The organism is Neisseria wadsworthii 9715 (assembly GCF_000227765.1).
GTDB lineage: Bacteria > Pseudomonadota > Gammaproteobacteria > Burkholderiales > Neisseriaceae > Neisseria > Neisseria wadsworthii.
This window is the reverse complement of sequence record NZ_JH165159.1, coordinates 2406256-2432543: the sequence shown is the minus strand read 5'-3', so window position 1 is coordinate 2432543 and position 26288 is coordinate 2406256. Positions and strand designations below refer to the sequence as shown.

The window sequence follows — 26288 nt, the reverse complement described above, 5'->3', positions numbered from 1 at the left end:
GTTGCCGGTTTGCTGCGCAAACTGCCCTCACTGCGCGGGATTTTCGGGGCGGCCGCTAGTCGCTTCGCTCCGGGAGCGGCCTTGTTTCACCGAAAACCCCGCTCCGTTCGGCGGCGCCAGCGGGTAAGTTGCGCCCTCCCGAATGTTAGCCTGCTTCGCCGTTTCGGCTGATCGGGTAATATGCTATGTTGTTGATGCCATCTGATTATTCGTGAAAACACAATCAATACAACAAGATGCCTGTCTGAATCCGGTATTCAGACAGGCATTCTTTTTTGAAGGAACAGAAGGTTTTTATGGCATAATAAAAACCTGTTTTTGCAATCGAATGGAGCAACCGTGAGCATTTCCCCCGCACAATATCTGCTTTATCTGCAATATATGCTGGTCGGCATCTTGATGACGGTGGCCTTTGGTGCCATTTACCTGCGCATTACGCCCGCCGAAGAAATCCGCCTGATAAGAAACGGCAATCTGGCTTGCGCATTGTCGTTTGGCGGCGCCTTGGTCGGCTTTTGCCTGCCGCTGGCTTCCAGCATCGCCCACAGCGTAAACCTGCCTGATTTTATGTTGTGGGGGTTGGGCGCGGCTGTGATTCAGATTCTGGTTTATTTCGCCGCCACCAGAATCGTGCGCGATGCGGATAAAGAGCTGGTTAACAACAATGTGGCGGTAGGCGCCTTGTTCGGCGCGTTTTCCATCAGCATCGGCCTGCTGAACGCAGCCTGTTTGAGCTGATTGCCGTTTCCCTCCACCCAAGCGCGCGTTGCGCGCCCGTTCAAAAAGGAATAGCCCATGCTTGGCAGTTTTATCAAGAAGCAGTTTATTGATGTAATCCAATGGCCCGATCCCGACGAATCGCTGCTGGTGTGGCGTTTTCCGATGGCCGACGAAGAAATTCAAAACGGCGCCAGCCTCACGGTGCGCGAGGCGCAGATGGCGATGTTTGTCGACGAGGGCAAAACCGCCGATGTGTTCTCCCCCGGCCGCTATACGCTCAACACCAACACGCTGCCTGTGCTCACCAACCTGAAAAACTGGGATAAGCTTTTTCAATCGCCTTTTAAATCAGACGTTTATTTCTTCAACACCAAGCAACAGCTTGCCCGCAAATGGGGCACGGCGCAGCCGGTAACCGTGCGTGATGCCGAATTCGGCGTGGTGCAGCTGCGTTCGTTCGGCATGTATTCCTACCGCATCAGCGATCCGGCGGCATTTTTCAGGGAAGTTTCAGGCGTTACCGCGGCCTACAGCGGCGAGCAGCTTGAGCAGCAATTGCGCAATATCGCGATGACCCGGCTGGCCGCCGCCTTCGGCACATCGGGCATTCCGTTTCTCGATATGGCGGCGAACCAAGTGCTTCTGTCGCAAAAAATGGGTGAACTGCTCGCACCTGAGTTTGCCAAACTCGGTTTGCTGCTGGAAAACTTTACCGTTGAAAGCATCACTTTGCCCGAAGCCGTGCAAAAAGCGCTCGACAGCAGAATGTCTATGGGCATCATCGGCGATTTGGGCAAATACACGCAATATCAAACCGCCGAAGCCATTCCGATGGCGGCGCAAAACGAAGGCGGCCTGGCCGGTATCGGCGCAGGTTTGGGTGTGGGTGCCGGAGTAGGGCAGGCAATGGCCGGAGCGATGGCGGGCATGATGCAGCCGCAGCAAGCCGCCGCACCGCAGCCGCAAACTGCCGCGCCGCAGGCGGAAGACCCGCAGGCTAAGTTGGGCAAACTCAAAACCCTGCTGGACGAAGGTTTGATTTCTGCCGAAGACTACGAACAAGCCAAAGCCGAAGTGTTGAAACAACTGATAGGTTGAACCCGCCCGAATGCCTGTCTGAAAGCATCGTTTGTGTTTTCAGACAGGCATTGTGTGATACAAGCGACTTTCTATGAGCGAACCTCTATTCAAAACCGACTGCCCCAGTTGCGGCGCGCCCGTGCACGCGCATTCCGCTACTGCGGTTACGCTGGTGTGCGGCTATTGCAACAGCATGCTGGTGCGCCATGATGACAGCATTGCCGACACCGGCCGCGATTCCGCGCTGCTGGAAGATTTCAGCCCGCTGCAAATCGGCACCACAGGCAAATTCAGCACTCAGGATTTCACGCTTATCGGCCGCCTGCAGGTGCGCTACGACGAAGGCATGTGGAATGAGTGGTACGCTTTGTTTGCCGACGGCACCACCGGCTGGCTCTCGGAAGCGGGCGACCGCTATGTGTTTACGCAGGAAATCGGCAATCTGCCTGCCGACACACCTGAATTCGACAGCATCCGCGCCGGTTTCAGCACGCTTACCTTAGAAAACAAAAAATTTCTCGCATCGGATGTGCGCACCATCACGCTGAAACGCTCGGCGGCGCAGGGCGAATTGCCGTTCGAGCTGAAAGCCGAAAGCGTTAACCGCGTGGCAGACTGGCGTTGGGAGCATATGTTCCTCACGTTGGATTACGCCCAAAAGCAGCCTTTGGGCTTTCTCGGCAAAGGCGTCACGCTGGACGAGCTGCACCTTGCCAACACGCGCAGCGACGATCAGATTAATCAGGCGGCGGGCAGCCTCAAAGGTGTGCGCGAAGCGGAAAACTGCCCGAATTGCGGCTCGCCCGTGCAATGGGTGAGCGGTTTAACCGATTTGGTTATCTGCCCTTCATGCGGCAGCGAGCTGGACACTTCTGGCGGCAAAGCCGAGCTGATTCAAGCCAACACAATGCGCAAAGCGCAGGAAAAAGCGTTTACGCTGCCTTTGGGTTCGCGCGGTAAAATCAACAACAAAACCTACACCGTTATCGGCGCGCTGCGCAAAGACGAATTAGAAGGGGAAACTGCGTTTGACGCGCTTTACGGCAAAGCGCCGCAAGGCTTCGTGCCGCAAGGCTCTTGGTTTGAATACCTGCTTTATCATCCGCAGGCCGGCTTTTTATGGCTGTTGGAAACTTCCGAGGGCGAATGGAGCCTGTCTGAAACATTGGATGTTTGGCCGCGCCTCGATATCAACGGCCAGCCGCAAGGCTGCCCCAAGCTTTATGATTACGGCGGCCGGGTCAACTATGCGGCGGGCGCGTTTTATTGGCATATCCGGCAAGGCGACATCAATTATTATTCCGACTATAAACAAGGCCATGAAAAGCTGAGTGCCGAATATTCGCCGAATGAGCTGGCGTGGAGCAAAAGCACGCCGGTCGGCTACCGGCAAATTGCCGAATGGTTCAACCTGCCGGATAAAAAGCCGGAATATACCGAAAAAATGCAGGCGGAAGGAGCATCGGAAGGCGCGCTGATCGTTATGCTGGCGGTTTTGGTGTTTGTGAACCTACCTGCGGTGTTTGTGTCGGAAGACTTCATGATGTCGGTGATGCTGTTGGGCGTAGGCGCTTATTTGGTGTTTCACCGGAGAAAAGAGGAAGGCGTTACCATGGCAGGCTTTGTTGCGTTTTCCGTTGCATTGATTTTGTTGATTACTTTTGTGAATTATATGATGCTGGCCGATACGGGCGGCAGCAGCGGTTATATCGGCGGCAGCGGCAGCGGCGGTTTCTCGGGAGGCCATAAATGAGCTATCAGCCGGGCAGCCACGGTTTGCTGGATTTATACGGTTGCGATGCGGCAATGCTGCGCGATGAGGCCTGTCTGAAAAGCCTGTTGCACCAAGCGGCGGCAGCGGCGGGGGCCACCGTGTTGGGCGGGCATTTCCACCGTTTCGGCGGCGAAGGCGGCGTAACCGGCGTGCTGCTTTTGGCCGAATCGCACATCAGCATCCACACCTGGCCGGAACACGGCTTTGCCGCGCTGGATATTTTTCTGTGCGGCGAAATGCAGATAGAGCAAGCCAAACAGTTTTTATGCGAAGCCTTTCAGCCGCAGCAGCAGGCATGGCGGGTGGAAAAACGCGGCGCGCAGCTCGGGTAGCTTATTCATAGTGAATCAACTTAAAAATGGCATGCTGTTATACCCGGGTCAAGCCCGGGTATGACGGCATCGTTACTATGCAGGCGGTGTAACTATAACAAATACCTGTCTGAAACCCGCTTTCAGACAGGCATGGTTTATGCGATAATCGCACCGATTTCAGCAACGGAACCCATATGAAACAGCAAATGCCCCATCCGGCAAACGACACACGAGCAGCCGCCACCCGTTGCCGCGGCCGCGCCCGTTTTGTTTAAGCAAGCAAACGGGCTTTTTTGTGGCCGTTGCGCCGGGAAAACTTAAAGGAACCACGATGGCTAATCTTTTATACCGACAGAATCTGATTTCCATTTCCGATCTTTCCAACGAGCAGCTCGAATTACTGCTGCACACGGCGCTCAAGCTCAAAGCCGAGCCGCGCAGCGATTTGCTGGCAGGCAAATTGATCGGTTCCTGCTTTTTCGAGCCTTCCACCCGCACGCGCCTCTCGTTTGAAACCGCCGTGCAACGCTTGGGCGGCAAAGTGATCGGCTTTGCCGACGGCGCCAACACCAGTGCGAAAAAAGGCGAAACGCTGGCCGACACCGCGCGCATCATCTCCAGCTACACAGATGCCATCATCCAGCGCCACCCCAAAGACGGCGCCGCGCGCGTGGCAGCGGAATTTTCCAGTGTGCCCGTGATTAACGCCGGCGACGGCACCAACCAGCACCCCAGCCAAACCCTGCTGGATTTGGTTACCATCTATGAAACGCAAGGCACACTCAGCAATCTGAAAATCGCCATGGCGGGCGATTTGAAATACGGCCGCACCGTGCATTCGCTGGCGCAGGCGCTCAAGCGCTGGGGGTGCAGCTTCGCTTTTGTTTCCCCGCCCAGCCTGGCGATGCCCGCCTACATTACCGAAGAGCTGGACGAAGCCGGCTGCCGCTATGAAATCCTGCCCGATTTGGAAAGCGCCGTCGAATGGGCCGACATCCTCTACATGACCCGCGTGCAGCGCGAGCGTTTCGACGAGCAGGAGTTTGCCAAAATCCAGGGCAAGTTCAACCTGAGCGCCGACATGCTGGGCAACGCCAAAGACAATCTGCGCATCCTCCACCCGCTACCGCGCGTTGACGAAATCCACCCGAACGTCGATGCCACGCCTTATGCCTATTATTTTGAGCAGGCCACCAACGGCGTGTATGCGCGGATGGCGATTTTGTCTTTGATTTTGAACGAAGAAGTGTAAGGAGCGCGAGATGGATAAGAAACAATACAGCGTAGAAGCCATTCAGACAGGCACGGTTATCGACCACATCCCGGCAGGCAAAGGTTTGACGATTCTGCGCCAATTCAAGCTGCTGCATTACGGCAGCGCCGTAACCGTGGGTTTCAACCTGCCGAGCAAAACGCAGGGTTGTAAAGACATCGTGAAAATTTCCGGCGTGCATTTCGACGAACAAACCGCCAACCGCCTGGCCTTGTTTGCGCCCGAAGCCACGGTTAATGTGATTGAAGATTTCAAAGTCGTGCACAAAATGCAGCTGCGCCTGCCCGAAACCATCAGCGAAGTGTTCCGCTGCCCCAATCTGAACTGCGCCAGCCGCGAAGAGCCGGTAAAAAGCCGTTTTTATGTGAACACGCAAGGCGGCCAAACCAAGCTGAAATGCCATTATTGCGAAAAAACCTTCCCACGCGATGTGGTGGTGGAAGCGTAACAATGGTGCGTTGGGTTTAAATGCCAGAATAAAAAATGATGCCTGTCTGAAATCACTTTCAGACAGGCATTTTGATAAGGTCGAGGAGTGTCTTATTAACTATACAAATGGCGCAAAGCAGAAACAGTCATCATCCCCAATACCGTCAGAATCAGAGAGCCGAATAAATGAAGCGCTACCAGTAAAGCCGCAACCCCCCAACGCTGGGCTTGCAGCATTTCAATGATTTCCAATGAAAAATCGGAGAAAGTGGTCAGACCTCCCAAATAGCCGGTAATCAAAAACACTTTCATGGCTGGGTCGATGGCAGGAAAGAGTTCCGTGAATGATGCGGTAATCCCGATAAGGTAAGCGCCTATCCAATTGGCAGCCAATGTTACCGCGGACAATCCAAGCATGTTTTGACCCAGCCACAGGCTCAGACCCCCAGCGGAGCAGGGCGCCGAGAGATGCTCCGACGCCAATGGTAAGAATATTGTGTATAGTTAATCAACTTAACTTTTACTACGGCGTTGCTGCGCCTTGCCGTACTATCTGTACTGTCTGCGGCTTGCTGCCTTGTATTAAAAATTAATTTGATTAACTATAGCATAAGCTTGGGTAATGTAGGATGATAGTCAATCCACTTACATAACAACGTACCGTCATACCCGGACATAACTCGAGTATCTCGAGCGTATTATTTTTTAAGTTGATTAACTATTTGGTTAAAGCCGTATTCAATAATGCCTGTCTGAAAGAGGTTTCAGACAGGCATTTTTTATCAGGCCGGCTTAATCTTTCAACTTAGCCAGTTGTGCTTGTACTTTCGCCATTTTGTCTTCCAACTCGGCCAGCTCCGCGCGGTCTTTTTCGACCAGATGCGCAGGGGCTTTGTCGGTGTAGCCGGGTTTGCTGAGTTTGGCGTTGAGTTTGTCCAACGCTTTTTGCAGCTTCTCGGCTTCTTTGTTCAGGCGGGCGGTTTCGGCGGCTTTGTCGATTTCCACTTTCAACATCAGGCGCGCATTTTGGCAAACGGCCACCGGCGCGTCTTCGCTTTCGGGCAGTTTGTCGACCAGCTTGGCTTCGGTCAAACGCGCCATCATCGGCACATATTTCAGCAAGGCTTCCAAATCTTTGCCGCCTTCGACAAACAACGGTGCTTTCACGCTCGGAGCCAAGCCCATTTCGCCGCGCAGATTGCGCACCGCGCCGATTAAGTCTTGCAGTGCGGCCATTTGTTCAAACGCGGTGGGCACGATTTTTTCGTTGTCGGCAAGCGGCCAAGCGGCCATCATGATGCTGTCGGTTTTGTTGGCGTTTGCCAGCGGCGCAACGGCCTGCCACAGCTCTTCGGTAATGAACGGCATAATCGGGTGCATCAGGCGCAGCACCACTTCCAACACGCGTACCAAAGTGCGGCGGGTGGCGCGCTGGGTGGATTCGCAGCCGGTTTGCAGTTGCACTTTCGCCAGCTCGATATACCAGTCGCAATACTCGTTCCACACGAATTCATACAGCGTTTGCGCTGCCAAATCAAAGCGGTAAGTATCGAATGCTTCGGCAACGGCGGCCTCGGTTTGTTGCAGGCGGCCGATAATCCATTGGTCGACAAAGCTGTACGCCAGCGGCAGGGTTTCGTCTTGGCCGCAGTCTTTCTCTTCGGTGTTCATCAACACGAAATTGGTGGCGTTCCACAGCTTGTTGCAGAAATTGCGGTAGCCTTCGGCGCGTTTGAAATCGAAATTGATGCTGCGGCCTAGGCTGGCGTAGCTCGCCATGGTGAAACGCAATGCGTCGGTACCGAACACGGGAATGCCTTCGGGGAACAGTTTTTCAGTGGCTTTTTTCACTTGCGGCGCTTTTTCGGGGCGGCGCAGGCCGGTAGTGCGTTTCACCAGCAGGCTTTCGAGGTCGATACCGTCGATTAAGTCGACCGGGTCAATCACGTTGCCTTCGGACTTCGACATTTTCTTGCCTTCGTGATCGCGCACCATGCCGTGGATATACACGTCTTTAAACGGCACTTTGCCGGTGAAGTGGGTGGTCATCATAATCATGCGCGCCACCCAGAAGAAGATGATTTCGTAGCCGGTTACCAATACGTTGCTCGGCAAGAAGGCTTTCAATTCTTCGGTTTCAGACGGCCAGCCCAAAGTGGAGAACGGCACCATTGCAGACGAGAACCAAGTGTCCAGCACGTCTTCGTCGCGGGTTAAGCCGCTTTTGCCTGCCAGTTTTTCCGCCTCTTCCTGATTGCGGGCAACGTAAACGCGGCCGTCTGAATCGTACCAAGCGGGAATCTGATGGCCCCACCACAGTTGGCGCGAAATACACCAGTCTTGGATATTGTTCATCCATTGGTTGTAGGTGTTGACCCAGTTTTCGGGGATAAACTTCACTTGGCCGGAATCCACCGCGTGTTTGGCTTTTTCGGCCAAACTCATGCCGGCAAACTCGCCAGCCGGTTCGCCGCCGTTGGGCTTCGCGCTCATCGCCACAAACCATTGGCTGGTCAGCATCGGCTCGATCACGCTGCCGGTGCGGTCACCTTTCGGGGTCATCAAGGTGTGCGGTTTCACTTCCACCAACAAACCTTGCGCTTCCAAATCGGCTACGATTTGCTTGCGGGCGGCGAAGCGGTCCAAACCTGCGTAGGCTTCGGGCAAAGCAATGCCTGTCTGAACCTCGCCTTTGTAGTTGAACACTTCGGCTTGGCTTAAAACTTTCGCTTCCAAATCAAACACGTTGATTAAAGCCGTATCGTGGCGTTTGCCGACTTCGTAGTCGTTGAAATCATGCGCGGGCGTAATCTTCACGCAGCCGGTGCCGAAGTCTTTTTCCACATATTCGTCGGCAATCACGGGAATGGTACGGCCGGTAAGCGGCAACACCAGTTCTTTACCGATTAAATGGCGGTAACGCTCGTCTTCGGGATGAACCGCCACCGCCACGTCGCCCAACATGGTTTCGGGGCGGGTGGTGGCCACAATCACGCTTTCAGACGGCCTCTCCGCCAACGGATAGCGGATGTGCCACATGCTGCCCTGCTCTTCCACGCTTTCCACTTCGAGGTCGGAAACGGCGGTGCCGAGCACAGGATCCCAGTTCACCAAACGCTTGCCGCGGTAAATCAAGCCCTGCTCAAACAGGCGCACGAACACTTCGGTAACCACTTCGGCGCGGGTGTCGTCCATCGTGAAATATTCGCGGCTCCAGTCGGCCGAACAACCCATGCGGCGCATTTGTTCGGTAATCGTGCCGCCGGACATGTTTTTCCATTCCCACACTTTTTCAAGAAAGGCTTCGCGCCCCAAATCATGACGGGAAACGCCTTTTTCGGCCAACTGGCGCTCCACCACAATCTGCGTGGCGATACCGGCGTGGTCGGTGCCGGGAATCCAGCAGGTGTTGCGGCCTTTCATGCGGTAATAGCGCGTGAGGCCGTCCATAATCGTTTGGTTGAAGGCATGCCCCATGTGCAGGGTGCCGGTAACGTTGGGCGGGGGAAGTTGGATGGAGAACGATTCTGCTGCGGCCATATCCGGCTGGAAATAGCCTTGCGATTGCCAGTTTTGATAATGTTTGGCTTCGATTTCGGCGGGATTATATTTGTCTAGCATGATGTTTTTGCTTGTGATTCTGAATAAAAATTAACTAGTTATTATATAGGCGGAATCCTTGTTCAGACAAGGTATGCCCAAGTTTATAGTGATAGGTAAAGTGGGATATGATGATTAATGGAGAATACATTACTGCTTGAAAATGATTTGATGATAAAAATTCAGACAGGCATTCTTGTGTTGGGAATGCCTGTCTGAAATGTTTGACTGCGTTGAGCTTATGATTTCTTGGTGCGGGAGTCCACTAAGAGTTGTTCGTATAGCTCGGGATTTTGCTCTTTCAGCATAGAGGCAACCGCTAAATCGTCACTGTTGATCTTGCTCAGGTCCACTTTTTCGATGTGCACCAAACGAAGAAGTTCACGAACAGGTTTCGGCATGTTGCGGCCTGATTCGTAGCGGGAACCGCCGGATTGTGTAACCCCCAGTTTGCTCCAGAAATCAACTTGGTTCATGCCCAAATTGCGACGGATGTCGCGAATATTATCAATTTTTTCAAAATTAGCCATTAGTACGTTTCCTTTTACCTATTATGTGATTGGCAATAACTTTATATTGTTTTAAAAAGTCGTTTTTATGATGTTGCAGATTATGCATTTGCAGTATAAGGGCTTGAAGAATAATTTCAACTGTAATCGAATAAAATAGTGCTTACTTAACATAAAAACATATAAATATGTGTGAGAAATGGAACAATGTTAAAAAAGCAGGCTTGTTATGATGAAATTGCTGATGCCGGGAGCATTTTATGCTTTTGGCAACAGCCATAAAAAGCGCCTTCCATACTGAAATTATGGTAGCGCTTTTTGGGGCTTTTCTGATGTATAGCCGGGTCAAGGTTGGCCGGTTGCCGGGCTGATGGTAAGGATTTCGTAACCGGTTTCGGTAACCAAAACTTCATGTTCCCATTGGGCGGAGAGCGAGCGGTCTTTGGTAACGGCTGTCCAGCCGTCGGCAAGGATGCGTAAATGGCGTTTGCCTTGGTTAATCATCGGCTCAACCGTGAAAATCATGCCGGGCTTGAGTTCGACGCCTTGCCCTTTTTTGCCGTAATGCAGCACTTGGGGTTCTTCGTGAAAACCGCGCCCAATGCCATGGCCGCAAAATTCCTGCACCACGGAATAGCCGGCGTTTTCGGCAACTTGTTGGCAGGCATGGCCGACGTCGCCCAAAGTGGCGCCGGGTTTTACGGCTTCGATGCCGGCCATCATGCTGGCGTGTGTAACGTCAATAAGGCGCTGGGCTTGCGGGCTGATTTGCCCTACGGCAAACATGCGGCTGGAATCGCCGTGAAACCCGTCTTTTTTGATAGTTACGTCGATATTGATGATGTCGCCGTTTTTGAGTGGTTTGTCATTGGGAATGCCGTGGCAGATAACTTGGTTGACTGATGTGCAGCATGATTTTGGGTAGGGCGGGTTGCCGTAGTTGAGTGGGGCGGGGTAGCCGCCTTGCACGTCGATATGGTAATCGTGAATCAGCTTGTCAAGCTCGTTTGTGGTAATCCCGGGTTTGACGAATTGGCCGATATAATCTAACGCTTCGGCGGCCAGGCGGCCGAGTTCGCGCATTTTTTCGATTTCTTCGGGCGTTTTGATGATAATGGGCATGTGTGTGCTTCTCTGGATAATTGGATCAAACGGGGAGATTATAACACTTTGCTCAGGCAAACATAGGCGCCGGTCAGCCGCATTTCAATGTTTTAACTGTTTTTTTGAAATCCCGGCTCATCATGTCGCAGGCTTGGCTGTCGGCTTCTTTCAAGGCTTCTTTTGTTTCTGTGAGTGTTTCGCGGTAGGGCGCGGCAGAGGCTTTGGGAAGCCTGTTGTAGCAGGCTTCGAGCTGTCGGACATAGTTTGCGCAAGCTGGCAGCAAGCCGTTGGCATCACGTGATGGCTCGTGCTTTGGCGGTTTGATTGTTTCTTGCGGTTCAAATGCTGCTTCGGTTGTGGAGGCGGCTTGGGAAACGGTTTTGTTTTGCGGTTGCTCGGCGTTGTGGCAGGCGGCCAGTAGGCAGGCGGCCAATAACGCGGGCAAGGTTGATTTGTATGTGATCATTATGTTGGTTTTGTTTTTTATTAAATTATAGTCATTTAACCGAATTGCCGCCGCGATGTTTTGTGTGTCTTGCTGTATTGTTTGCGGCTTGGCGATGAACTAATTTAAATGACCATGTATTGGGCTTTGCCCATTCTCTCTGGGAAATGCCTGTCTGAACGTTTCAGACAGGCATGGTTTGTTCGGTTTTATTCGCAACCGAGTGCGGCGGCCGAGCCGTTGAATTCTTCTGTCATGGTGGTTTTGCAGATGTTGCCGTCTGTGCCCACCAAAGAGGCGCGTAAATCATTCAAAGTGGCTTTCATCTCTGCGGCGGATTCTTCGGGAAGCCGGTCGTAGCAGCGGTTCATGCGGTTAATCAGGGATTCGCATTCTGAAGCCAGTTTGCCTGAGGGGGCTGAAGATGCTTTGGCTGCTGATGCTGCGTCCGCAGGTAAAGCGGGAGCGGAAGCCGGAGCAGGAGCGGAGGCAGGTGTGACGATATGGGGGATGGACGCCGGTTGGGGGAGGGCGTTGGTTTGCGCACCGTTGTCGGTAATCCAGCTGTCTGAAGCGGAGGATGCGGGTGCGGCAGGTGAAGTATTTGAGGCGCTTGAAGCGACGGCGTTGTCTTCGCTTTGACCGCATGCGCTGAGGAGGAGGGCGGTAGTGAGTGTTAGAAAAAATTTATTCATATATAAGGTTCCTGCTTGGGGGTTATATGTCGCTGTAATTTAATATTGCATACCGCGTTGTTTTGTTTTGCTGTGTTTTTAGCATTTATGGTTTATTACTTAGTGTGGCGCAATCATGTGAATATTGCGCCCGATAAGGAGTTTTGATGCGTATGTTTAAATGCCTGTCTGAAAACATTTCAGACAGGCATTGTGATGTGTATAGAGGTTTATTTAACGATTTGGTTCAATTCGCCTTTGGCATATAGAGTGGCCATTTTGTCGAGTGAAATCGGTTTGATTTTTGCACCTTGACCTTCGCAGCCGAATGCCAGATAGCGGTCGATACACACTTGCTTCATGGCTTCTACGGTTTTGGCCAGATATTTGCGCGGGTCGAACTCGGCAGGATTTTCCGCCATGAATTTGCGGATGGCGCCGGTAGAAGCAAGACGCAGGTCGGTATCGATATTCACTTTGCGCACGCCGTGTTTGATGCCTTCCACGATTTCTTCAACCGGCACGCCATAGGTTTCGCCGATGCCGCCGCCGTGTTCGTTGATGATTTTCAGCCATTCTTGCGGCACAGAGCTTGAACCGTGCATTACCAAGTGGGTGTTGGGTAGGGCTTCGTGGATTTCTTTGATGCGGTCGATGCGCAATACGTCGCCGGTAGGTTTGCGGCTGAATTTATATGCGCCGTGGCTGGTGCCGATGGCGATGGCCAGCGCGTCAACGCCGGTGTCTTTCACGAAACGCGTTGCATCTTCCACGCTGGTAAGCATTTGGTCGTGGGAAAGCTTGCCAACCGCGCCCACGCCGTCTTCCTCGCCTGCTTCACCGGTTTCAAGGTTGCCCAATACGCCGATTTCGCCTTCTACAGACACGCCGCAAGCGTGTGAAAACTCAACCACTTTGCGGGTTACATCAACATTGTATTCGTAGCTGGAAGGGGTTTTGCCGTCTTCCATCAAGGAGCCATCCATCATCACAGATGAAAAGCCCAGCTGGATGGAGCGTTGGCATACCGCCGGCGATGTGCCGTGATCTTGGTGCATCACTACAGGAATATGCGGAAATTCTTCCACGGCAGCCAGAATCAAGTGGCGCAGAAATGGGGCACCTGCGTATTTGCGCGCGCCGGCGCTGGCTTGAACGATAACCGGAGAGCCGGTTTGATCGGCGGCTTCCATGATGGCACGCATTTGCTCAAGGTTGTTTACGTTGAATGCGGGAAGACCGTAGCTGTTTTCTGCTGCATGGTCGAGTAATTGGCGCATGGATACGAGTGCCATTGTGGAATCTCCTGTTTGTAATCATGTGTAATTAATTAAGTCCGCGCTGATTATAGTGTGGTTTCGGGCAAAAATAAACCGCTGCGGATAATCGGTTTGAATCTGCCGCATATCAGGACGAAACGGGTTTTTGAGGCGGCTTGAAAATGCCTGTCTGAAAATGAAAAACGCTGCTTTGATTGGAAAATCAAGCAGCGTTTGAATGGTTTACAGCGCTTTCCAGCGGGCTTGTGATTCGCGGATTACTTCTTTAGCTTCTTCCACGTCACCCCATTTGGTTACTTGGGTGGTGCCCGGTTTTTTGAGGTCTTTATAGTGGTTGAAGTGGAATTCGATTTGTTTAATCAGCTGTTGCGGCAAATCACTTAAAGTTTTGTAGGCATTGCCGTTGTTGCGGTCGTCGGCAGGCACGACAACGATTTTGTCGTCCACTTCGCCGTCGTCAACAAATTTCATCACACCGATAATTTTGCCTTCCATAAAAATGCCGGTTGGCAGCGGCGTGTCGGTAATGATGAGCGCATCTAGCTCGTCGCCGTCTTCATCCAAAGTTTGCGGGATAAAGCCGTAGTTGGTCGGCTTGGCGAAAGCAACGGGCTCAACGCGGTCGAGCTGCATCACGGCCAATTTGCGGTTCCATTCGATTTTGTGGTTGGAACCGGCGGGAATTTCAATCACTACGTTGATGATGCCGCCATCTACATCACCGGCGTCAAGAATTTTGTTGAAGTCTGCCATTTTAGGGGATTCCTTATTTTTAAGTGTGGTAGATTACTGAATTAAGTGTCCGATTATAGCAAAACTGTTTTTCAAAAAGGTAATGCCTGTCTGAAAAAAAACAATGTCGGGATAAGCGGATTTTTGACAGGCTAAAATTTAAAGAGTAGTAGGGATGTTCCAAATTATGCAGACAAACAGCTCTTGGTGTAGGATATTGTCAATCTTGCAGGATCAAAATTTTTAAGGTTTTTGAAGAAAGAAATACACACTTATGTGGCACATCATTGCCATCGGCTATATTTTTACCACCATGATGTTTTCCCTGGCGCAGCCGGATCTTGCCAGAAAATTGATTTATCTGGTTTTTTGGACAATACTGCCTACGCTGTTTACATTTTGGGTGGTGATGACACGCAGGCGCAATAAACGCTTGAATAAAGAAATGAATAACCAGGATAAATCATTGCCTGATTAAGGAGATTTCTATATAATTTCGCAGCTTTCCCGATGAAAGCCTTTTTAATTTAATTTTTGAAACGCTCGCACCGTGCGCCGAAGGGTGCCTGCTCCAGCAGGTTCTGTGCGCCGGTGTTTGCAACTAACCCTTTGAAAAGGAATTTAAATGTCTCAAATTACCATGCGCCAAATGCTGGAAGCAGGCGTTCACTTCGGCCATCAAACCCGCTACTGGAACCCGAAAATGGAACAATACATTTTCGGCGCACGCAACAAAATCCATATCATCAACCTGGAAAAAACCCTGCCTCTGTTCCAAGAAGCGCAAGAGGTGGTACGCCGTTTGGCTGCTAATAAAGGCAATATCCTGTTTGTGGGCACTAAACGCCAGGCGCGTGAAATCGTGCGCGAAGAAGCAACCCGTGCCGGTATGCCTTATGTTGACCATCGCTGGTTGGGCGGTATGCTGACCAACTATAAAACCGTTAAGCAATCCATCAAACGCTTGGAAGAGAAAAGAGCCGTTTTGGAAAATGCGGAAGCCAGCGGTTACAACAAAAAAGAATTGTTGGATATGACCCGCGAAGTTGAAAAACTGGAGCGTTCTTTGGGCGGTATCAAAGATATGAAAGGCTTGCCCGACGCAATTTTCGTAATTGACACCGGCTACCAACACGGTACTTTGGTTGAAGCTGCGAAATTGGGTATTCCGGTTATCGCTGTAGTAGATACCAATAACAGCCCCGACGGTGTGAAACACGTTATTCCGGGTAACGACGATTCTGCCAAAGCCATCCGCTTGTATTGCCGCGGCATCGCTGATGCTGTGTTGGAAGGTAAAAACCAAGCTGTGGCTGAAACCGTAGCAGCTGCTCAAGAAGCCTCAGCCGTTTAAGCTTCGGTATCGTTTAAAGGGGCAGATGCCCCTTTAATTTATCCATATACGAATAGCCTGTCTGAAAAAAGATTTCAGACGAGCTTTGAATATTTTCGTTATACACGGTATCTGCCGTGTTTTACGTTTTCAAATTTTCTTAGGAGACAAAAATGTCTGCAATTACCGCAAAAATGGTTGCCGATCTGCGTGCTGCTACCGGTTTGGGCATGATGGAGTGCAAAAAAGCTTTGGTTGAAGCCGAAGGTAATATCGAAAAAGCAGAAGAAATCCTGCGCATCAAATCCGGCGCTAAAGCCGGCAAACTGGCTGGTCGTACTGCTGCTGAAGGCGTGTTGGCATATGCTATCGAGGGCAATGTGGGCGCTTTGGTTGAAGTAAACTGCGAAACAGACTTCGTGGCTAAAGATGCCGGCTTTGTTGAATTTGCTAATTTTGTTGCTAAAACCGCCGTTGAGAAAAAACCTGCTTCTGTTGAAGAGCTGAGCAACTTGGTTGAAGAAGAGCGTAAAGCCATTATTGCCAAATTGGGCGAAAATATGTCTGTACGTCGTTTCCAAGTGATCGAAACTGCTAATAATTTGACTGCTTACATTCATGGTGCTTTGGCAACTGAAGGTGTGTTGGTTGAGTTTAAAGGTGCTGAAGATGTAGCCCGCAAAGTAGGTATGCACATTGTTGCTGCCAAACCGCAATGTGTGTCTGAAAATGAAGTAGATGCGGAAACCATCGAAAAAGAACGCCACATTTACACCCAACAAGCTATTGAGTCAGGTAAGCCTGCCGAAATCGCAGAGAAAATGGTTGAAGGCCGCATCAAAAAATTCTTGGCTGAAATCACTTTAAATGGCCAAGCTTTTGTGATGAATCCTGATCAAACTGTTGCGCAATTCCTGAAGGAAAGCGGCGCTGAAGTAGTGAGCTTCGTTCGCTACAAAGTAGGTGACGGTATCGAGAAGAAAGAAGTGGATTATGCTGCTGAAGTAGCAGCTGCGGCTAAAGTGTAAGGTTGTTGACTTTGCTAAAAATCACCGCTTTATGAATTGCCCAAAAATTTAGGGGATTGGATTAAGCGGATTGTGAGGGCTGAATTCTGTATCGTGCAGGATTCAGCCTTTTTATTATGTTAGCGGCTTAGTTGAATATGATGGTAAAGAGAATGAGTTATGAAAATGCTTGTCTGAAAACCCAATGTTTGGTAACGAGTTTGAATATTCACTATTGTGGCTCATGAAAGCAGCATGCAAAGTGAAATAACATTGTGTGCTATCAAGTTGATTGGCATGCAGTAGAATGATTTGATTTGTTCTTTCAGTAAAATACAATTTAGAATTGTTATGGTATAACATATTGTTTTGAAATTAAAAAATTCAGGATGGTTTGCAGCTTGTGAGCAATGGGGCTTATAATGAAACCAAGCCTAAACCTTGTTTGGATCAGTATTGATGCTGAAGTAAAAATATATATAGCCATTTTAAATATTCTGAAAAGGTAGGCTGTATTTATTTTTTATTTTGAATATCGGTATCCGTTTATCTAGATAGGTGTGTTGGGTAACTAAGTTCAAGTAACCAAGTAATGGAGACAGTCATGAGCAATACAATGAAAGCAATGGTTTATTATGGTGAGAACGATATCCGCTTTGAAGAGCGTCCGGTTCCAACTATTATCGAGCCGACCGATGCCGTTATCCGCATTACTAAAACCACAATTTGTGGTACTGACTTAGGTATTTGGAAAGGTAAAAACCCTGAAATTGAAGCAGTGGCGCGTGAGAAAACAGGTGAGTGGAAAGGCCGTATTTTGGGGCATGAAGGCATTGGTATCGTTGAAGAAGTTGGTTCTGCTGTAAAAAATTTTAAAAAGGGCGATAAGGTTATCGTTTCTTGCGTGAGCCGTTGCGGTTCTTGCGAAAATTGTCAAAAACAGCTTTATGCACACTGTGAAAAAGACGGTGGTTGGATTATGGGTTATATGATTGACGGAACACAGGCAGAATATGTGCGTACGCCTTTTGCCGATAACTCGCTGTATCATTTGCCCGATAACCTGAATACTGATGTTGCCGTGTTCTTGTCTGATGTTTTGCCGACATCGCATGAAATCGGCGTGCAATATGGTGATGTAAAACCTGGTGATTCTGTGGCGATTGTTGGCACAGGTCCGATTGGTATGGGCTGTTTGTTAACTGCTCAATTCTATTCTCCTGCAACCATTATTGCCATCGATATGGACGATAACCGCTTGGCAATGGCTAAAGAAATGGGCGCCACCCATACAATCAATTCATCTAAGGAAGATGCCGTTGCCAAAGTATTGGAGATTACCGGCGGTAAAGGTGTGGATTGTGCAATGGAAGCCGTGGGTATTGAACCGACTTGGGATATTTGTCAAAAAGTGGTTAAAGCAGGCGGCCATATTGCCAATGTGGGCGTACATGGCAAATCAGTGAACTTCGAGCTTGAAAAGCTGTGGATTAAAAACTTGACGATTACAACAGGCTTGGTAAATGCAAATACTACCGGTATGTTGTTGAAGTCTTGTGAATCAGGCAAGTTGCCATTGGCAAAATTGGCGACACACCATTTTAAATTTGCCCAGATGGAAAAAGCATATGATGTGTTTAAACATGCGGCAGAAGAGAAAGCAATGAAAGTGATTATTGAAGTAGCTTAATGCCTGTCTGAAAAAAGAGCCGAACCTAAAAACTTTTAGGTTCGGCTCTTTTTTCAGACAGGTATGGCGTTTGTTTAGAAAACCAACATAGGATGCGCTCTGGCATATCATGACCCTGCCGTTAAAGCGTAGAACTGGTGCACCTTAAAATAGCCAAAACGTAAACATTGATTTGCCGCTTTCTATCAGTTTATTAGGAAGCGCGCTATGCAGATAAAAAAAACCATTCATGCGGGGAAGCGTGAATGGCCAATACATATACGGGAAAATGTCGTACTTACTTGGGTTGCAGGGAGATGAACAACCTTTGTGAGACAAATGAATTATAACTAAGTTAATTTTAATAACTGTTAAGTATTGCAATTTAAATATTAAATTAAGTGTATTATCAGGTGTTTTGGAAAACCATGGTTAAATGCACTTTATTGGTTTTCTCTGATCCATTTCAGCCATGTGGCAAACAGCTCCGGCTGTAGTGCGGCGATAACCGAGCGTTTAAATACATGCTGGCCGCTCCAGAAATCGTCGCCTTCCAGTGTGGCGAGCAAGCCGCCGGCTTCTTCAAAAATCAGCGCACCTGCTGCATAGTCCCATAATTTTTGCCCGCCGTGTACGTAAACATCATAGCGTCCGGAAGCCAGATAGCACCAATCCAAAGTGCTGCTGCCCAAGCTTCTGATGCTGCCGAAAGGGGAGAGTGTATTGATGCGGCTGGACAGTTTGCCGGAACGCAGATATTTGATTTCCACACCGGCAATTGCATGCTGGAGTTTTTTGTCTGATCTGCGCAGCGGCAGCGGACGGCCGTTGAGAAAAGCGCCTTTGCCGCGTTCGGCATAAAAACATTCATCGCTTGCAGGGTTATATACCACGCCTAATTGCGCCCGCCCGTTTTCGACGTAAGCAGCCGATAAGGCAAAATGGGGAATGCCGTTGATGAAATTGTTGGAACCGTCGATAGGGTCGACAACCCATAAGCCGCTATCCGAGTTTTTCCATAATTGGCGCTGTTGGGCTTCAGTCATTTCTTCGCCCAGCATCGGGCAGTCGATAATATCGGGCAAACCATAGGCAAATGCCGCCTGTGAGGCGAGATCGGCTTCTGAAAACAAGCTGCCGTCTTGTTTGCGGCTGACACTGGTGTTGAGAAAATGTGGCATCACTTCGGCGCGCGCCACTTCGCGCACCAATGTTTGCAGTCGGTTTAACACGGTTTGTCCTTAAAATTTCCGGTTTGGGTATAATTGCGGGCTTATATTAACCCATTTTTTTCTATAAAAACATGCCTCGTTTTTATCTTGAAGCCGAACTGGCAGCCGGTAAAATATTTGAACTTCCTACCGATGTGGTTCGCCATGTGAATGTGTTGCGCCTGCGGGAAGGCGAAGAGATTGTTTTGTTTAACGGAAACGGAAAAAGCTACCCCGCCGTGTTACAGACGTTATCGAAACGATCCGTGCAGGCTTTGGTTACTCATGAAGAAGCAGCCGATAACGAATCCCCGCTGGACATTACATTGATACAGGCCGTATCCAGCGGTGAACGCATGGATTTTACCTTGCAAAAAAGCGTTGAATTGGGCGTGAAGCGGATTATTCCCGTATCCAGCGCGCGCAGTATTGTTAAACTGGGCGGCGAGCGTGCGGAAAAACGGGTAGCGCGCTGGCAGGAAATCGTAGTTTCCGCCTGCGAACAAAGCGGCCGCAATATTGTGCCGACCGTATCGCCGCTGATGGGGTTTAAGGAAATGCTGCAATGCCTGCCTGAAAGCGACGTGAAACTTTTGCTTGGGCTGAATCGGGTACGAAGCCTCAAAGATGTGGCAACACAGCCTGACAAAATCGTGTTTATGGTAGGCCCCGAAGGCGGTTGGACGCCCGAAGAAGAAGCTCTCGCTTTTGAAGCAGGGTTCCAATCGGTCTTACTGGGCAAACGTGTGCTGCGCACGGAAACCGCTGCGCTGGCAGCCATCGCGGCTATGCAGACTTTATGGGGGGATTTTGTTGGCTGATGTGGGGATAGAGAAAAATTAGAGATTAAATTGGAATGCCTGTCTGAAAAAGTTTTCAGACAGGCATTCTTCAAATTAAGCCACCACTACGGCATGTTCCCTAAAAACCCGCCAACAGCCTGCTTCTTGCCTGAGCATCAAAGAAAAAACGATGGTTTGCCCACCCGCTCCCAAGTCTAAATTTCTGGTAACAATCACATAGCCCGTATCACCTTGTTCACCGACATAATCAAACCGGGCTTCGGTGTTGAGCGCTGCCGAACCTTCCTCCAAACGCCTGCGGAAAAATGCCATATTCTGTTCGTAATCGAACTGTGCCGTTTCTCCGTTAGGCTGAACGATAATGATGCGTAAATCAGATGTGTAATATTGCGCCAACTCGTCCAAACGGTAGTGGCAGCCGGCATCTATCAGTTTTTTCACGGTTTGAATCAAAGGGTGGTTGAGGTTCATTTTTCTATCCTGTTGTGAATCATGCGTATCAGCATATAATCGGCTTATAGGTTTAACAAGTACGCACATTCAGGTTAGGTACTTACCCAAAGGAAAGTCTAAATGATTAAAACACCTTGTAATCCATTGGTTACGGATTTGGCCGACACCGGATTCGGTTATACTTTGTCGCTGATCGGCGGCAAATACAAAATGCTGATTATGTATTGGCTGCATAAAAAACCGCCGGTTATGCGTTTTAACGAGCTAAAGCGCTGCGTCGGCAGCATTTCTTTCAAAACCCTTTCCATCACTTTGAAAGAGTTGGAAAACGACGGCTTGGTTATCCGTACCGAATATCCGCAAGTATCGCCTAAAGTAGAATACGGCCTGTCTGAAAAAGGGCAATCGCTGATGCCCGTATTGGACATGATGTGCCGCTGGGGCAACGAACAGAAAAACATGCCTGTCTGAAAAAGTTTTTCAGACAGGCATCATATTGCATTACAATCACATGCTTTATGAAATACACGCTTAACAAGGAATCCGATTCATGACATGGAATGCGGCAGAGAGCGCCGGCCTTTACGGCATCCGCCACTGGGGCGACGGCTATTTTTCAATATCCGAAGCGGGCGAGGTGATGGTGAAACCCAATCCAGAACGCGGCACGGAAATCAGCCTGTACGATCTGGTGCAGCAGCTCAACGGCCGCGGGCAAGACCTGCCCATGTTGTTCCGCTTCCCTGATATTCTGCAAGACAGAGTATTCCGTTTGTGCAAAGCCTTCAACCGCTCCATCCGCAAGCTTGATTATCAAGGCAAATACACGGCGATTTACCCGATTAAGGTCAACCAGCAGGAAAGCGTGGTAAAAAACATCATCGTGCCGAAAAACGATGAAGTGTCCATCGGTTTGGAAGCCGGCTCCAAGCCCGAGCTGATGATTGTGCTCGCTTATGCGCCGAAAAACGGCATCATCGTGTGCAACGGCTATAAAGACCGCGACTTCATACGCTTGGCATTAATCGGCCAGCGGCTTGGGCACGAAGTGTTTATCGTGATTGAAAAAGAAGCCGAAGTAGATTTAGTGATTGAGGAATCAGCCAAGCTCGGCATCAAAGCCAATATCGGGCTGCGCGTGCGCCTTTCTTCGCTGGCATCCAGCAAATGGGCCGACACGGGCGGCGAAAAAGGCAAATTCGGCCTTTCCGCCGCGCAGCTGATTTCTGCCGCAGAAAAGCTCAAAGCCGCCGGATTGGGCGAATGCGTAAGGTTGATGCACTTCCATATGGGTTCACAAATCGCCAACATCGGCGATTACCGCTCCAGCTTTAAAGAAGCCGTGCGCTACTTTGCCGAACTGCGCTCGTTGGGCTTGCCTGTGGATTATGTGGACGTAGGCGGCGGCTTGGGTGTGGACTATGACGGCACCCACTCGCGCAACGCCAGCTCGGTAAACTACGACATCGGCGAATATTCGCATGTGATCATTTCCATGCTGCAAGAATATTGCAACGAACACAATATTCCGCATCCCAACGTGTTCAGCGAATCCGGCCGCGCTATGACCGCGCACCATGCCGTGTTGGTGATGAACGTTACCGATGTGGAACGCCTGCCTGAAGAAGTGCCGCAGATAGAAAATGTGTCCGAATTATCGTTTGCCACCCAAAAGCTGGTTACTTTGCTGGAAAAAGGCATCGACAGCGAAATGATTACCGAAACGTATTACCGCATCGGCCATTATCTGGTGGAAGTCAACGAAAATTACGTAGAAGGGCGCATAAGCCTGTCTGAAAAAGCCTTGGCCGAACAGCTGCACGCCGTATTATGCCGCAGGCTGAAGCAGAAACTCACCAGCAGCGGCCGCAGCCAACGGCAAGTGTATGACGACCTAACCGACAAACTGGCCGACAAATACTTCTGTAATTTCAGCGTATTCCAAAGCCTGCCCGACACATGGGCCATCGGCCAAGTGCTCCCCATCATGCCGATACACCGCCTTAACGAGCAGCCGACCCGCCGCGCCGTATTGCAGGATTTAACCTGCGATTCCGACGGTAAAGTCAGCCAATATGTCGACCGCCAAAGCATCGAAACCAGCATGCCCGTTCACGCTCTGAAAGAAGGTGAACCTTATATTCTCGGCGTGTTTATGGTAGGTGCATACCAGGAAATTTTGGGCGATATGCACAACCTCTTCGGCGACACCGATTCCGTCAACGTCTATGTGCGTGAATACGGCCAGATAGAATTTGCCGGCATGGAAGAACACGACACCATCGAAGACATGCTGCGCTATGTGCATTTGCAGCCGCAGGAAGCGATTAATAAATTTGAAGAAAAAACCCGCTGGGTAAAACTTTCCGGCAACGAGCGCAACCTCTATACCGCCGAATTCTTCCGCGCCCTTAAACAAAGCAGTTACCTCAGCTTGGAAAGCGAGTAAAGCTATGCCTGTCTGAAAGCTTTTTCAGACAGGCATAGCCTAAAAATAGGCAGGTGGTAGAAAATTTGTTATAATCCTACCTCTTTTCCTTTGTGCTTGGGAAAACAACAATTTTTCGGCGGTTTGGCGCCATAAAATCCTTTTTTCAGAAAACATGCTTGAATAGAAACAGGATTTTATGGTATAAATCGCGTTTTACTATTTTCATTAAGAAGTTTGGAGTCCAATCATGGCACGAGTTTGTAAAGTGACCGGTAAGCGCCCGATGAGCGGCAACAACGTGTCACACGCCAATAATAAAACCAAACGTCGTTTTTTGCCTAACTTGCAAACACGCCGTTTTTGGGTAGAAAGTGAAAAACGCTGGGTTCGTCTGCGCGTATCCAACGCAGCATTGCGCACCATCGATAAAGTAGGCATTGACGTAGTTTTGGCCGAAATGCGTGCTCGCGGCGAAGCTTAGTTTCAATTGTTAAAGGAATAAAGCCATGCGCGATAAAATCAAACTGGAATCTTCTGCTGGTACTGGTCACTTCTACACCACGACCAAAAACAAACGTACTATGCCCGGCAAGCTGGAAATCAAAAAATTTGACCCGGTTGCCCGCAAACACGTTATGTATAAAGAAACCAAGCTGAAATAATATATTCAGCTGATCCGGAAATAGGATTCAGGTTCCAAAAAGACTGCATTTTTAGAATGCGGTCTTTTTTATTGGTCGTAGTAGTTTAGAAAAACGTTATGCGCATATATAGTTAATCAACCTAACTTTTGTTAAGGCGCAGTAACGCCGTAGCAGAAATAAAGTTTATTTGCAATATAGTGTGGGTTTGATGTCGCTTCAATAAGTTAATAGAGAGTCGAATAATGACCGGTCATATACTCCTGCTACATGGTATACACATGCATGCATGGGCCATGCTGCCGTTGGCGCGGTTACTTAAAAGCCATGGCTTTGAAGCAAAAGTATTCGGCTATTACAGTGTGTTTCAAAATTTTGACGCGCATTGTAAAGCATTGGCCAAGCAAGTGCGGGCGCACTACGCTCAAACTGATAAGCCGTTACATTTTGTAGGGCATAGCCTGGGCGGATTGGTGCTGCGCCGCTTTGCGGCAGAGCATCCTGATTTGGTTCGCGGCAGGGTGGTTACGCTGGGCACGCCGCATCAAGGAAGCTCGATTGCACACAAACTTCACCGGCTTGCGCCCTTTACATTGGGCAAGGCTTACGAAGAAGCATTGGATGGCTCGGCACCCAAAATAACCGAGGGCGCGCAATGGGGCAGCATTGCGGGCAGCCATTCTTTGGGGTTGGGGAAAGTGTTTGAACTTAAGGGCACCAATGACGGAACCGTTTTGCTTGAGGAAACCAAAACCGAAAACTTGTCAGACCATATCGTATTGCCGGTATCGCACACGGGCATGTTGGTCGATAAAGCGGTGGCGCAACAGATTGCCTATTTTTTAAATCACGGTTGCTTTCAGCATGGTTGTGAGTGAGCAAGTTCAGGCTGGTTGAAGTGATGCCTGTCTGAAAAATTTCAGACAGGCATTATTACGGAACTTATTTGATTTTATTATGACAAATTAATTTTCCAAGGAGTTCCATAATGAGTCTGACCAATCATACGAGAAATTCAAACCATCAAAACGATTCTTTATCAAGCCAGGCTGCCGTGGCTGCGGCGCATAATGTCGAAAACCAACCGCGGTTTTCAGCGCCTGTTGCCGGATCAGCCGATACATTTTCATCAACGAATGTGCAGAAGCTATCGGCCGGTGCCGAATCGGGCAATGCAAAACCGACTGCTGAAAAAATAGAGGCTTTAAAAACTTATATAGAACAAAACCAAGACTGGGCGGCCAAGAATATTTTGGCTGCCTATGATAACGACAGCGACGGCGACGGCCTAATCGACAGGGTAGACGGCAACCCGAACGATTGGAATGTGTCTGATCGTGATTTGAGGATGTTGGCCAGTTTGACAGAGGTTGAACAAGACAGCTTGCATGCAGCGTTGAATCAACAGTCGGAAGAAGCAATCAATGACATCAATACTCATAAATTGATGGAACAGGCAGATGTTAGAGAGTTAAGTGAAAACTGGGATTTATTGAAACAAGAACAAACCGAGAGCGGTTTGGATTATGCGATTTTCGGTAACCATGCTACGGAAGATGGTTATAGGAATGTAGTGGTTGCTTTTGAAGGTACCGAAGCAGATAAAGGTATTTTTGGAGGCATATTCAATAGAGATAATCTATCGAATATTTCACTTTTCACGGGAATAACCCCCAGTCAAGCTAAGGACTTAGAGTTAGTTGCACAAGACGTTGCCGCTTTTAATCCGAATAAAGTACATGTGGCCGGATATTCTTTAGGCGGTTATCTTGCACAATATTTTTCTGCACATACTATGCAAAGTAAGCCCGAATGGGCGGAAGATTTTGTCCGCAGCGCATTGTTCAATCCCGGGGCGCTGAATAATACAAATCTATTAACGCGTTGGCTTCCTCAGAATAAAGGCTTGAACGAAGCGGTTAACAATACCCGTGAGTATTTGAAAACGGAAATACTTGATAACGGCGATGTTCACCAAAAAACCAAATCTTTTGTGATTGAAGGTGATTGGGTGGATTGGATAAATAAGCATGTGATGAGAAATTTGGTGGAAAGCAGTGCTTATAAACCAACAAATTATTTTCCTAATGTTCCTGTAGATGAAAACTCGGGAAGAGAATTTTCAGATTTATTTTTAAAAATTTACAAAATATTTTCCGACGAAAAAGCACCTAAAATATTTAATGATCACCATTTATTAAAAAATTTTTACAGCAATACCCCCGAACTCCAAGCCCAATTTTCGCAAGGTTATCGTGTCGACAAACACTTCCAAGATTTAGACGATGATAATGACGGGTTGACCAATGTGCAGGAACGGCATATCGGTACGGCAGTGGACAATGCCGACAGCGACGGCGACGGTTATTCCGATTTTATTGAAGCGGCGTTCGGCGCGAATGCTTTGAATAAAGACAGCCTGCCTGAAGAAATCGGAAATACGCAGGGCAATGCCGAAGCGAAAGCCAGACAAACAGAGTTTTCGGATTTGGCGGTAAACAAAATCGGCGGCGTGTCGTTGAAAGGTACCGATGCCGATGAAGTATTCTCAGGCAGCGACGGCGAAGATGTGCTGCAAGGCGGCCCGGGGATTGACAAGCTTACCGGCGGCGCGGGTCGGGATACGTTTGTGTTTGCGGCCGGCGATGTCGGCGAGGGTCAGGCCGATGTGCTGACTGATTTTAACGCCGAAGAGGATGTGTTGGACTTAGGCGGACTGCGGCCTTTGTTTGAAGACAGAAGCGGCGATTTCCAATGGTCGGACGTGTTGGTAAGCAGCACCGATGTGCTGGATAACAGCCAATCC

At 49.4% G+C, this 26288-nt stretch carries 27 protein-coding genes; 17 read left to right on the top strand and 10 right to left on the bottom strand.

Features of this window, described 5'->3' with window-relative positions; translation table 11 throughout:
• Positions 1 to 339 precede the first annotated feature (339 nt).
• From HMPREF9370_RS11310 to pyrI, 6 genes are all read left to right on the top strand, one after another.
• Positions 340 to 738 (top strand): DUF350 domain-containing protein, encoded by a 399-nt coding sequence (locus tag HMPREF9370_RS11310; RefSeq protein WP_009117660.1) that lies wholly within the window; start codon positions 340 to 342, stop codon positions 736 to 738.
• Positions 739 to 795: 57 nt separating this feature from the next.
• A complete protein-coding gene (locus HMPREF9370_RS11305; protein WP_009117659.1) occupies positions 796 to 1818 on the top strand; it encodes an SPFH domain-containing protein in 1023 nt (340 codons plus the stop codon).
• A 73-nt stretch (positions 1819 to 1891) separates the two neighbouring features.
• Positions 1892 to 3553: a DUF4178 domain-containing protein gene (locus tag HMPREF9370_RS11300; RefSeq protein WP_009117658.1), complete on the top strand. Its 1662-nt coding sequence runs from the start codon at positions 1892 to 1894 to the stop codon at positions 3551 to 3553.
• Entirely contained in the window at positions 3550 to 3906 is a 357-nt protein-coding gene (gene speD / locus HMPREF9370_RS11295; RefSeq protein ID WP_009117657.1) for an adenosylmethionine decarboxylase, read from the top strand. The genes HMPREF9370_RS11300 and speD overlap by 4 nt, the downstream gene beginning before the upstream one ends.
• 313 nt (positions 3907 to 4219) lie before the next feature.
• Positions 4220 to 5140 carry an aspartate carbamoyltransferase gene (pyrB, locus tag HMPREF9370_RS11290; RefSeq protein ID WP_009117655.1) on the top strand — a complete coding sequence of 307 codons (921 nt, stop codon included), beginning with the start codon at positions 4220 to 4222 and terminating at the stop codon, positions 5138 to 5140.
• Between the two features lie 10 nt (positions 5141 to 5150).
• A complete protein-coding gene (pyrI, locus tag HMPREF9370_RS11285) occupies positions 5151 to 5609 on the top strand; it encodes an aspartate carbamoyltransferase regulatory subunit (protein WP_009117654.1) in 459 nt (152 codons plus the stop codon).
• 95 nt (positions 5610 to 5704) lie between these two features.
• On the opposite strand, the gene HMPREF9370_RS11280 is transcribed toward pyrI, so the two are convergent.
• The 8 genes from HMPREF9370_RS11280 to HMPREF9370_RS11245 form a co-directional block, all read right to left on the bottom strand.
• Positions 5705 to 6007: a CrcB family protein gene (locus HMPREF9370_RS11280; protein ID WP_009117653.1), complete on the bottom strand. Its 303-nt coding sequence runs from the start codon at positions 6005 to 6007 to the stop codon at positions 5705 to 5707.
• A 375-nt stretch (positions 6008 to 6382) separates the two neighbouring features.
• Complete coding sequence (locus tag HMPREF9370_RS11275; protein WP_009117652.1) at positions 6383 to 9211, bottom strand: valine--tRNA ligase; 2829 nt, start codon at positions 9209 to 9211, stop codon at positions 6383 to 6385.
• Between the two features lie 218 nt (positions 9212 to 9429).
• Positions 9430 to 9720, bottom strand: a complete 291-nt coding sequence (locus HMPREF9370_RS11270; protein ID WP_009117651.1) for a helix-turn-helix domain-containing protein — start codon at positions 9718 to 9720, stop codon at positions 9430 to 9432.
• Between the two features lie 324 nt (positions 9721 to 10044).
• Positions 10045 to 10821, bottom strand: coding sequence for a type I methionyl aminopeptidase (map, locus tag HMPREF9370_RS11265; protein ID WP_009117650.1), 777 nt, complete (start codon positions 10819 to 10821; stop codon positions 10045 to 10047).
• 73 nt (positions 10822 to 10894) lie between these two features.
• Positions 10895 to 11269, bottom strand: a complete 375-nt coding sequence (locus tag HMPREF9370_RS11260; RefSeq protein ID WP_009117649.1) for a hypothetical protein — start codon at positions 11267 to 11269, stop codon at positions 10895 to 10897.
• A 188-nt stretch (positions 11270 to 11457) separates the two neighbouring features.
• Positions 11458 to 11943, bottom strand: a complete 486-nt coding sequence (locus HMPREF9370_RS12275) for a hypothetical protein (protein WP_009117648.1) — start codon at positions 11941 to 11943, stop codon at positions 11458 to 11460.
• 209 nt (positions 11944 to 12152) lie between these two features.
• The gene (gene fba, locus HMPREF9370_RS11250) at positions 12153 to 13217 is read right to left on the bottom strand and encodes a class II fructose-bisphosphate aldolase (RefSeq protein WP_009117647.1); all 1065 of its coding nucleotides are present in this window, start codon (positions 13215 to 13217) and stop codon (positions 12153 to 12155) included.
• A 207-nt stretch (positions 13218 to 13424) separates the two neighbouring features.
• Positions 13425 to 13955 carry an inorganic diphosphatase gene (locus tag HMPREF9370_RS11245; RefSeq protein ID WP_009117645.1) on the bottom strand — a complete coding sequence of 177 codons (531 nt, stop codon included), beginning with the start codon at positions 13953 to 13955 and terminating at the stop codon, positions 13425 to 13427.
• Between the two features lie 253 nt (positions 13956 to 14208).
• On the opposite strand from HMPREF9370_RS11245, the gene HMPREF9370_RS11240 reads away from it, so the two are divergent.
• The 4 genes from HMPREF9370_RS11240 (at position 14209) to HMPREF9370_RS11225 (ending at position 17964) form a co-directional block, all read left to right on the top strand.
• Positions 14209 to 14412, top strand: a complete 204-nt coding sequence (locus tag HMPREF9370_RS11240; protein ID WP_009117644.1) for a hypothetical protein — start codon at positions 14209 to 14211, stop codon at positions 14410 to 14412.
• A gap of 147 nt (positions 14413 to 14559) precedes the next feature.
• On the top strand, positions 14560 to 15288 hold the full coding sequence (rpsB, locus tag HMPREF9370_RS11235; protein ID WP_009117643.1) for a 30S ribosomal protein S2: 729 nt from the start codon (positions 14560 to 14562) through the stop codon (positions 15286 to 15288).
• A 152-nt stretch (positions 15289 to 15440) separates the two neighbouring features.
• Entirely contained in the window at positions 15441 to 16295 is an 855-nt protein-coding gene (tsf, locus tag HMPREF9370_RS11230) for a translation elongation factor Ts (protein ID WP_009117642.1), read from the top strand.
• A gap of 595 nt (positions 16296 to 16890) precedes the next feature.
• Positions 16891 to 17964 carry a zinc-dependent alcohol dehydrogenase family protein gene (locus HMPREF9370_RS11225; protein ID WP_218915455.1) on the top strand — a complete coding sequence of 358 codons (1074 nt, stop codon included), beginning with the start codon at positions 16891 to 16893 and terminating at the stop codon, positions 17962 to 17964.
• Between the two features lie 422 nt (positions 17965 to 18386).
• On the opposite strand, the gene HMPREF9370_RS11220 is transcribed toward HMPREF9370_RS11225, so the two are convergent.
• A complete protein-coding gene (locus HMPREF9370_RS11220; protein ID WP_040667221.1) occupies positions 18387 to 19175 on the bottom strand; it encodes an inositol monophosphatase family protein in 789 nt (262 codons plus the stop codon).
• Between the two features lie 71 nt (positions 19176 to 19246).
• On the opposite strand from HMPREF9370_RS11220, the gene HMPREF9370_RS11215 reads away from it, so the two are divergent.
• Complete coding sequence (locus HMPREF9370_RS11215; protein WP_009117639.1) at positions 19247 to 19975, top strand: 16S rRNA (uracil(1498)-N(3))-methyltransferase; 729 nt, start codon at positions 19247 to 19249, stop codon at positions 19973 to 19975.
• A gap of 75 nt (positions 19976 to 20050) precedes the next feature.
• Here HMPREF9370_RS11215 and HMPREF9370_RS11210 read toward each other — a convergent pair whose 3' ends face one another.
• A complete protein-coding gene (locus HMPREF9370_RS11210; RefSeq protein ID WP_107688803.1) occupies positions 20051 to 20428 on the bottom strand; it encodes a nuclear transport factor 2 family protein in 378 nt (125 codons plus the stop codon).
• A 102-nt stretch (positions 20429 to 20530) separates the two neighbouring features.
• On the opposite strand from HMPREF9370_RS11210, the gene HMPREF9370_RS11205 reads away from it, so the two are divergent.
• From HMPREF9370_RS11205 to HMPREF9370_RS12235, 6 genes are all read left to right on the top strand, one after another.
• Positions 20531 to 20881, top strand: a complete 351-nt coding sequence (locus HMPREF9370_RS11205; RefSeq protein ID WP_009117637.1) for a winged helix-turn-helix transcriptional regulator — start codon at positions 20531 to 20533, stop codon at positions 20879 to 20881.
• 79 nt (positions 20882 to 20960) lie between these two features.
• The gene (gene speA, locus HMPREF9370_RS11200) at positions 20961 to 22859 is read left to right on the top strand and encodes an arginine decarboxylase (protein ID WP_009117636.1); all 1899 of its coding nucleotides are present in this window, start codon (positions 20961 to 20963) and stop codon (positions 22857 to 22859) included.
• Positions 22860 to 23088: 229 nt separating this feature from the next.
• Positions 23089 to 23322 (top strand): 50S ribosomal protein L28, encoded by a 234-nt coding sequence (rpmB, locus tag HMPREF9370_RS11195; RefSeq protein ID WP_040667220.1) that lies wholly within the window; start codon positions 23089 to 23091, stop codon positions 23320 to 23322.
• A gap of 25 nt (positions 23323 to 23347) precedes the next feature.
• Positions 23348 to 23503 (top strand): 50S ribosomal protein L33, encoded by a 156-nt coding sequence (rpmG, locus tag HMPREF9370_RS11190; protein WP_009117634.1) that lies wholly within the window; start codon positions 23348 to 23350, stop codon positions 23501 to 23503.
• Between the two features lie 224 nt (positions 23504 to 23727).
• Positions 23728 to 24360 carry a lipase family alpha/beta hydrolase gene (locus HMPREF9370_RS11185; protein WP_009117633.1) on the top strand — a complete coding sequence of 211 codons (633 nt, stop codon included), beginning with the start codon at positions 23728 to 23730 and terminating at the stop codon, positions 24358 to 24360.
• Positions 24361 to 24470: 110 nt separating this feature from the next.
• A partial coding sequence (locus tag HMPREF9370_RS12235) for a calcium-binding protein (RefSeq protein ID WP_009117632.1) occupies positions 24471 to 26288 on the top strand: 1818 nt, incomplete at its 3' end.

Excerpts from the sequence above, each read along its gene's own strand:
- HMPREF9370_RS11210 (WP_107688803.1), bottom strand. The coding sequence starts at position 20,428 with ATGAACCTCAACCACCCTTTGATTCAAACCGTGAAAAAACTGATAGAT.
- HMPREF9370_RS11205 (WP_009117637.1), top strand. The coding sequence starts at position 20,531 with ATGATTAAAACACCTTGTAATCCATTGGTTACGGATTTGGCCGACACC.
- HMPREF9370_RS11280 (WP_009117653.1), bottom strand. The coding sequence starts at position 6,007 with ATGCTTGGATTGTCCGCGGTAACATTGGCTGCCAATTGGATAGGCGCT.
- HMPREF9370_RS12275 (WP_009117648.1), bottom strand. The coding sequence starts at position 11,943 with ATGAATAAATTTTTTCTAACACTCACTACCGCCCTCCTCCTCAGCGCA.
- HMPREF9370_RS11305 (WP_009117659.1), top strand. The coding sequence starts at position 796 with ATGCTTGGCAGTTTTATCAAGAAGCAGTTTATTGATGTAATCCAATGG.
- HMPREF9370_RS11185 (WP_009117633.1), top strand. The coding sequence starts at position 23,728 with ATGACCGGTCATATACTCCTGCTACATGGTATACACATGCATGCATGG.
- speD (WP_009117657.1), top strand. The coding sequence starts at position 3,550 with ATGAGCTATCAGCCGGGCAGCCACGGTTTGCTGGATTTATACGGTTGC.
- map (WP_009117650.1), bottom strand. The coding sequence starts at position 10,821 with ATGCCCATTATCATCAAAACGCCCGAAGAAATCGAAAAAATGCGCGAA.
- fba (WP_009117647.1), bottom strand. The coding sequence starts at position 13,217 with ATGGCACTCGTATCCATGCGCCAATTACTCGACCATGCAGCAGAAAAC.
- tsf (WP_009117642.1), top strand. The coding sequence starts at position 15,441 with ATGTCTGCAATTACCGCAAAAATGGTTGCCGATCTGCGTGCTGCTACC.
- HMPREF9370_RS11215 (WP_009117639.1), top strand. The coding sequence starts at position 19,247 with ATGCCTCGTTTTTATCTTGAAGCCGAACTGGCAGCCGGTAAAATATTT.
- pyrI (WP_009117654.1), top strand. The coding sequence starts at position 5,151 with ATGGATAAGAAACAATACAGCGTAGAAGCCATTCAGACAGGCACGGTT.
- HMPREF9370_RS11260 (WP_009117649.1), bottom strand. The coding sequence starts at position 11,269 with ATGATCACATACAAATCAACCTTGCCCGCGTTATTGGCCGCCTGCCTA.
- rpmB (WP_040667220.1), top strand. The coding sequence starts at position 23,089 with ATGGCACGAGTTTGTAAAGTGACCGGTAAGCGCCCGATGAGCGGCAAC.
- HMPREF9370_RS11300 (WP_009117658.1), top strand. The coding sequence starts at position 1,892 with ATGAGCGAACCTCTATTCAAAACCGACTGCCCCAGTTGCGGCGCGCCC.
- HMPREF9370_RS11225 (WP_218915455.1), top strand. The coding sequence starts at position 16,891 with ATGAAAGCAATGGTTTATTATGGTGAGAACGATATCCGCTTTGAAGAG.
- HMPREF9370_RS11240 (WP_009117644.1), top strand. The coding sequence starts at position 14,209 with ATGTGGCACATCATTGCCATCGGCTATATTTTTACCACCATGATGTTT.
- HMPREF9370_RS11275 (WP_009117652.1), bottom strand. The coding sequence starts at position 9,211 with ATGCTAGACAAATATAATCCCGCCGAAATCGAAGCCAAACATTATCAA.
- HMPREF9370_RS11245 (WP_009117645.1), bottom strand. The coding sequence starts at position 13,955 with ATGGCAGACTTCAACAAAATTCTTGACGCCGGTGATGTAGATGGCGGC.
- speA (WP_009117636.1), top strand. The coding sequence starts at position 20,961 with ATGACATGGAATGCGGCAGAGAGCGCCGGCCTTTACGGCATCCGCCAC.
- rpsB (WP_009117643.1), top strand. The coding sequence starts at position 14,560 with ATGTCTCAAATTACCATGCGCCAAATGCTGGAAGCAGGCGTTCACTTC.
- rpmG (WP_009117634.1), top strand. The coding sequence starts at position 23,348 with ATGCGCGATAAAATCAAACTGGAATCTTCTGCTGGTACTGGTCACTTC.
- pyrB (WP_009117655.1), top strand. The coding sequence starts at position 4,220 with ATGGCTAATCTTTTATACCGACAGAATCTGATTTCCATTTCCGATCTT.
- HMPREF9370_RS11270 (WP_009117651.1), bottom strand. The coding sequence starts at position 9,720 with ATGGCTAATTTTGAAAAAATTGATAATATTCGCGACATCCGTCGCAAT.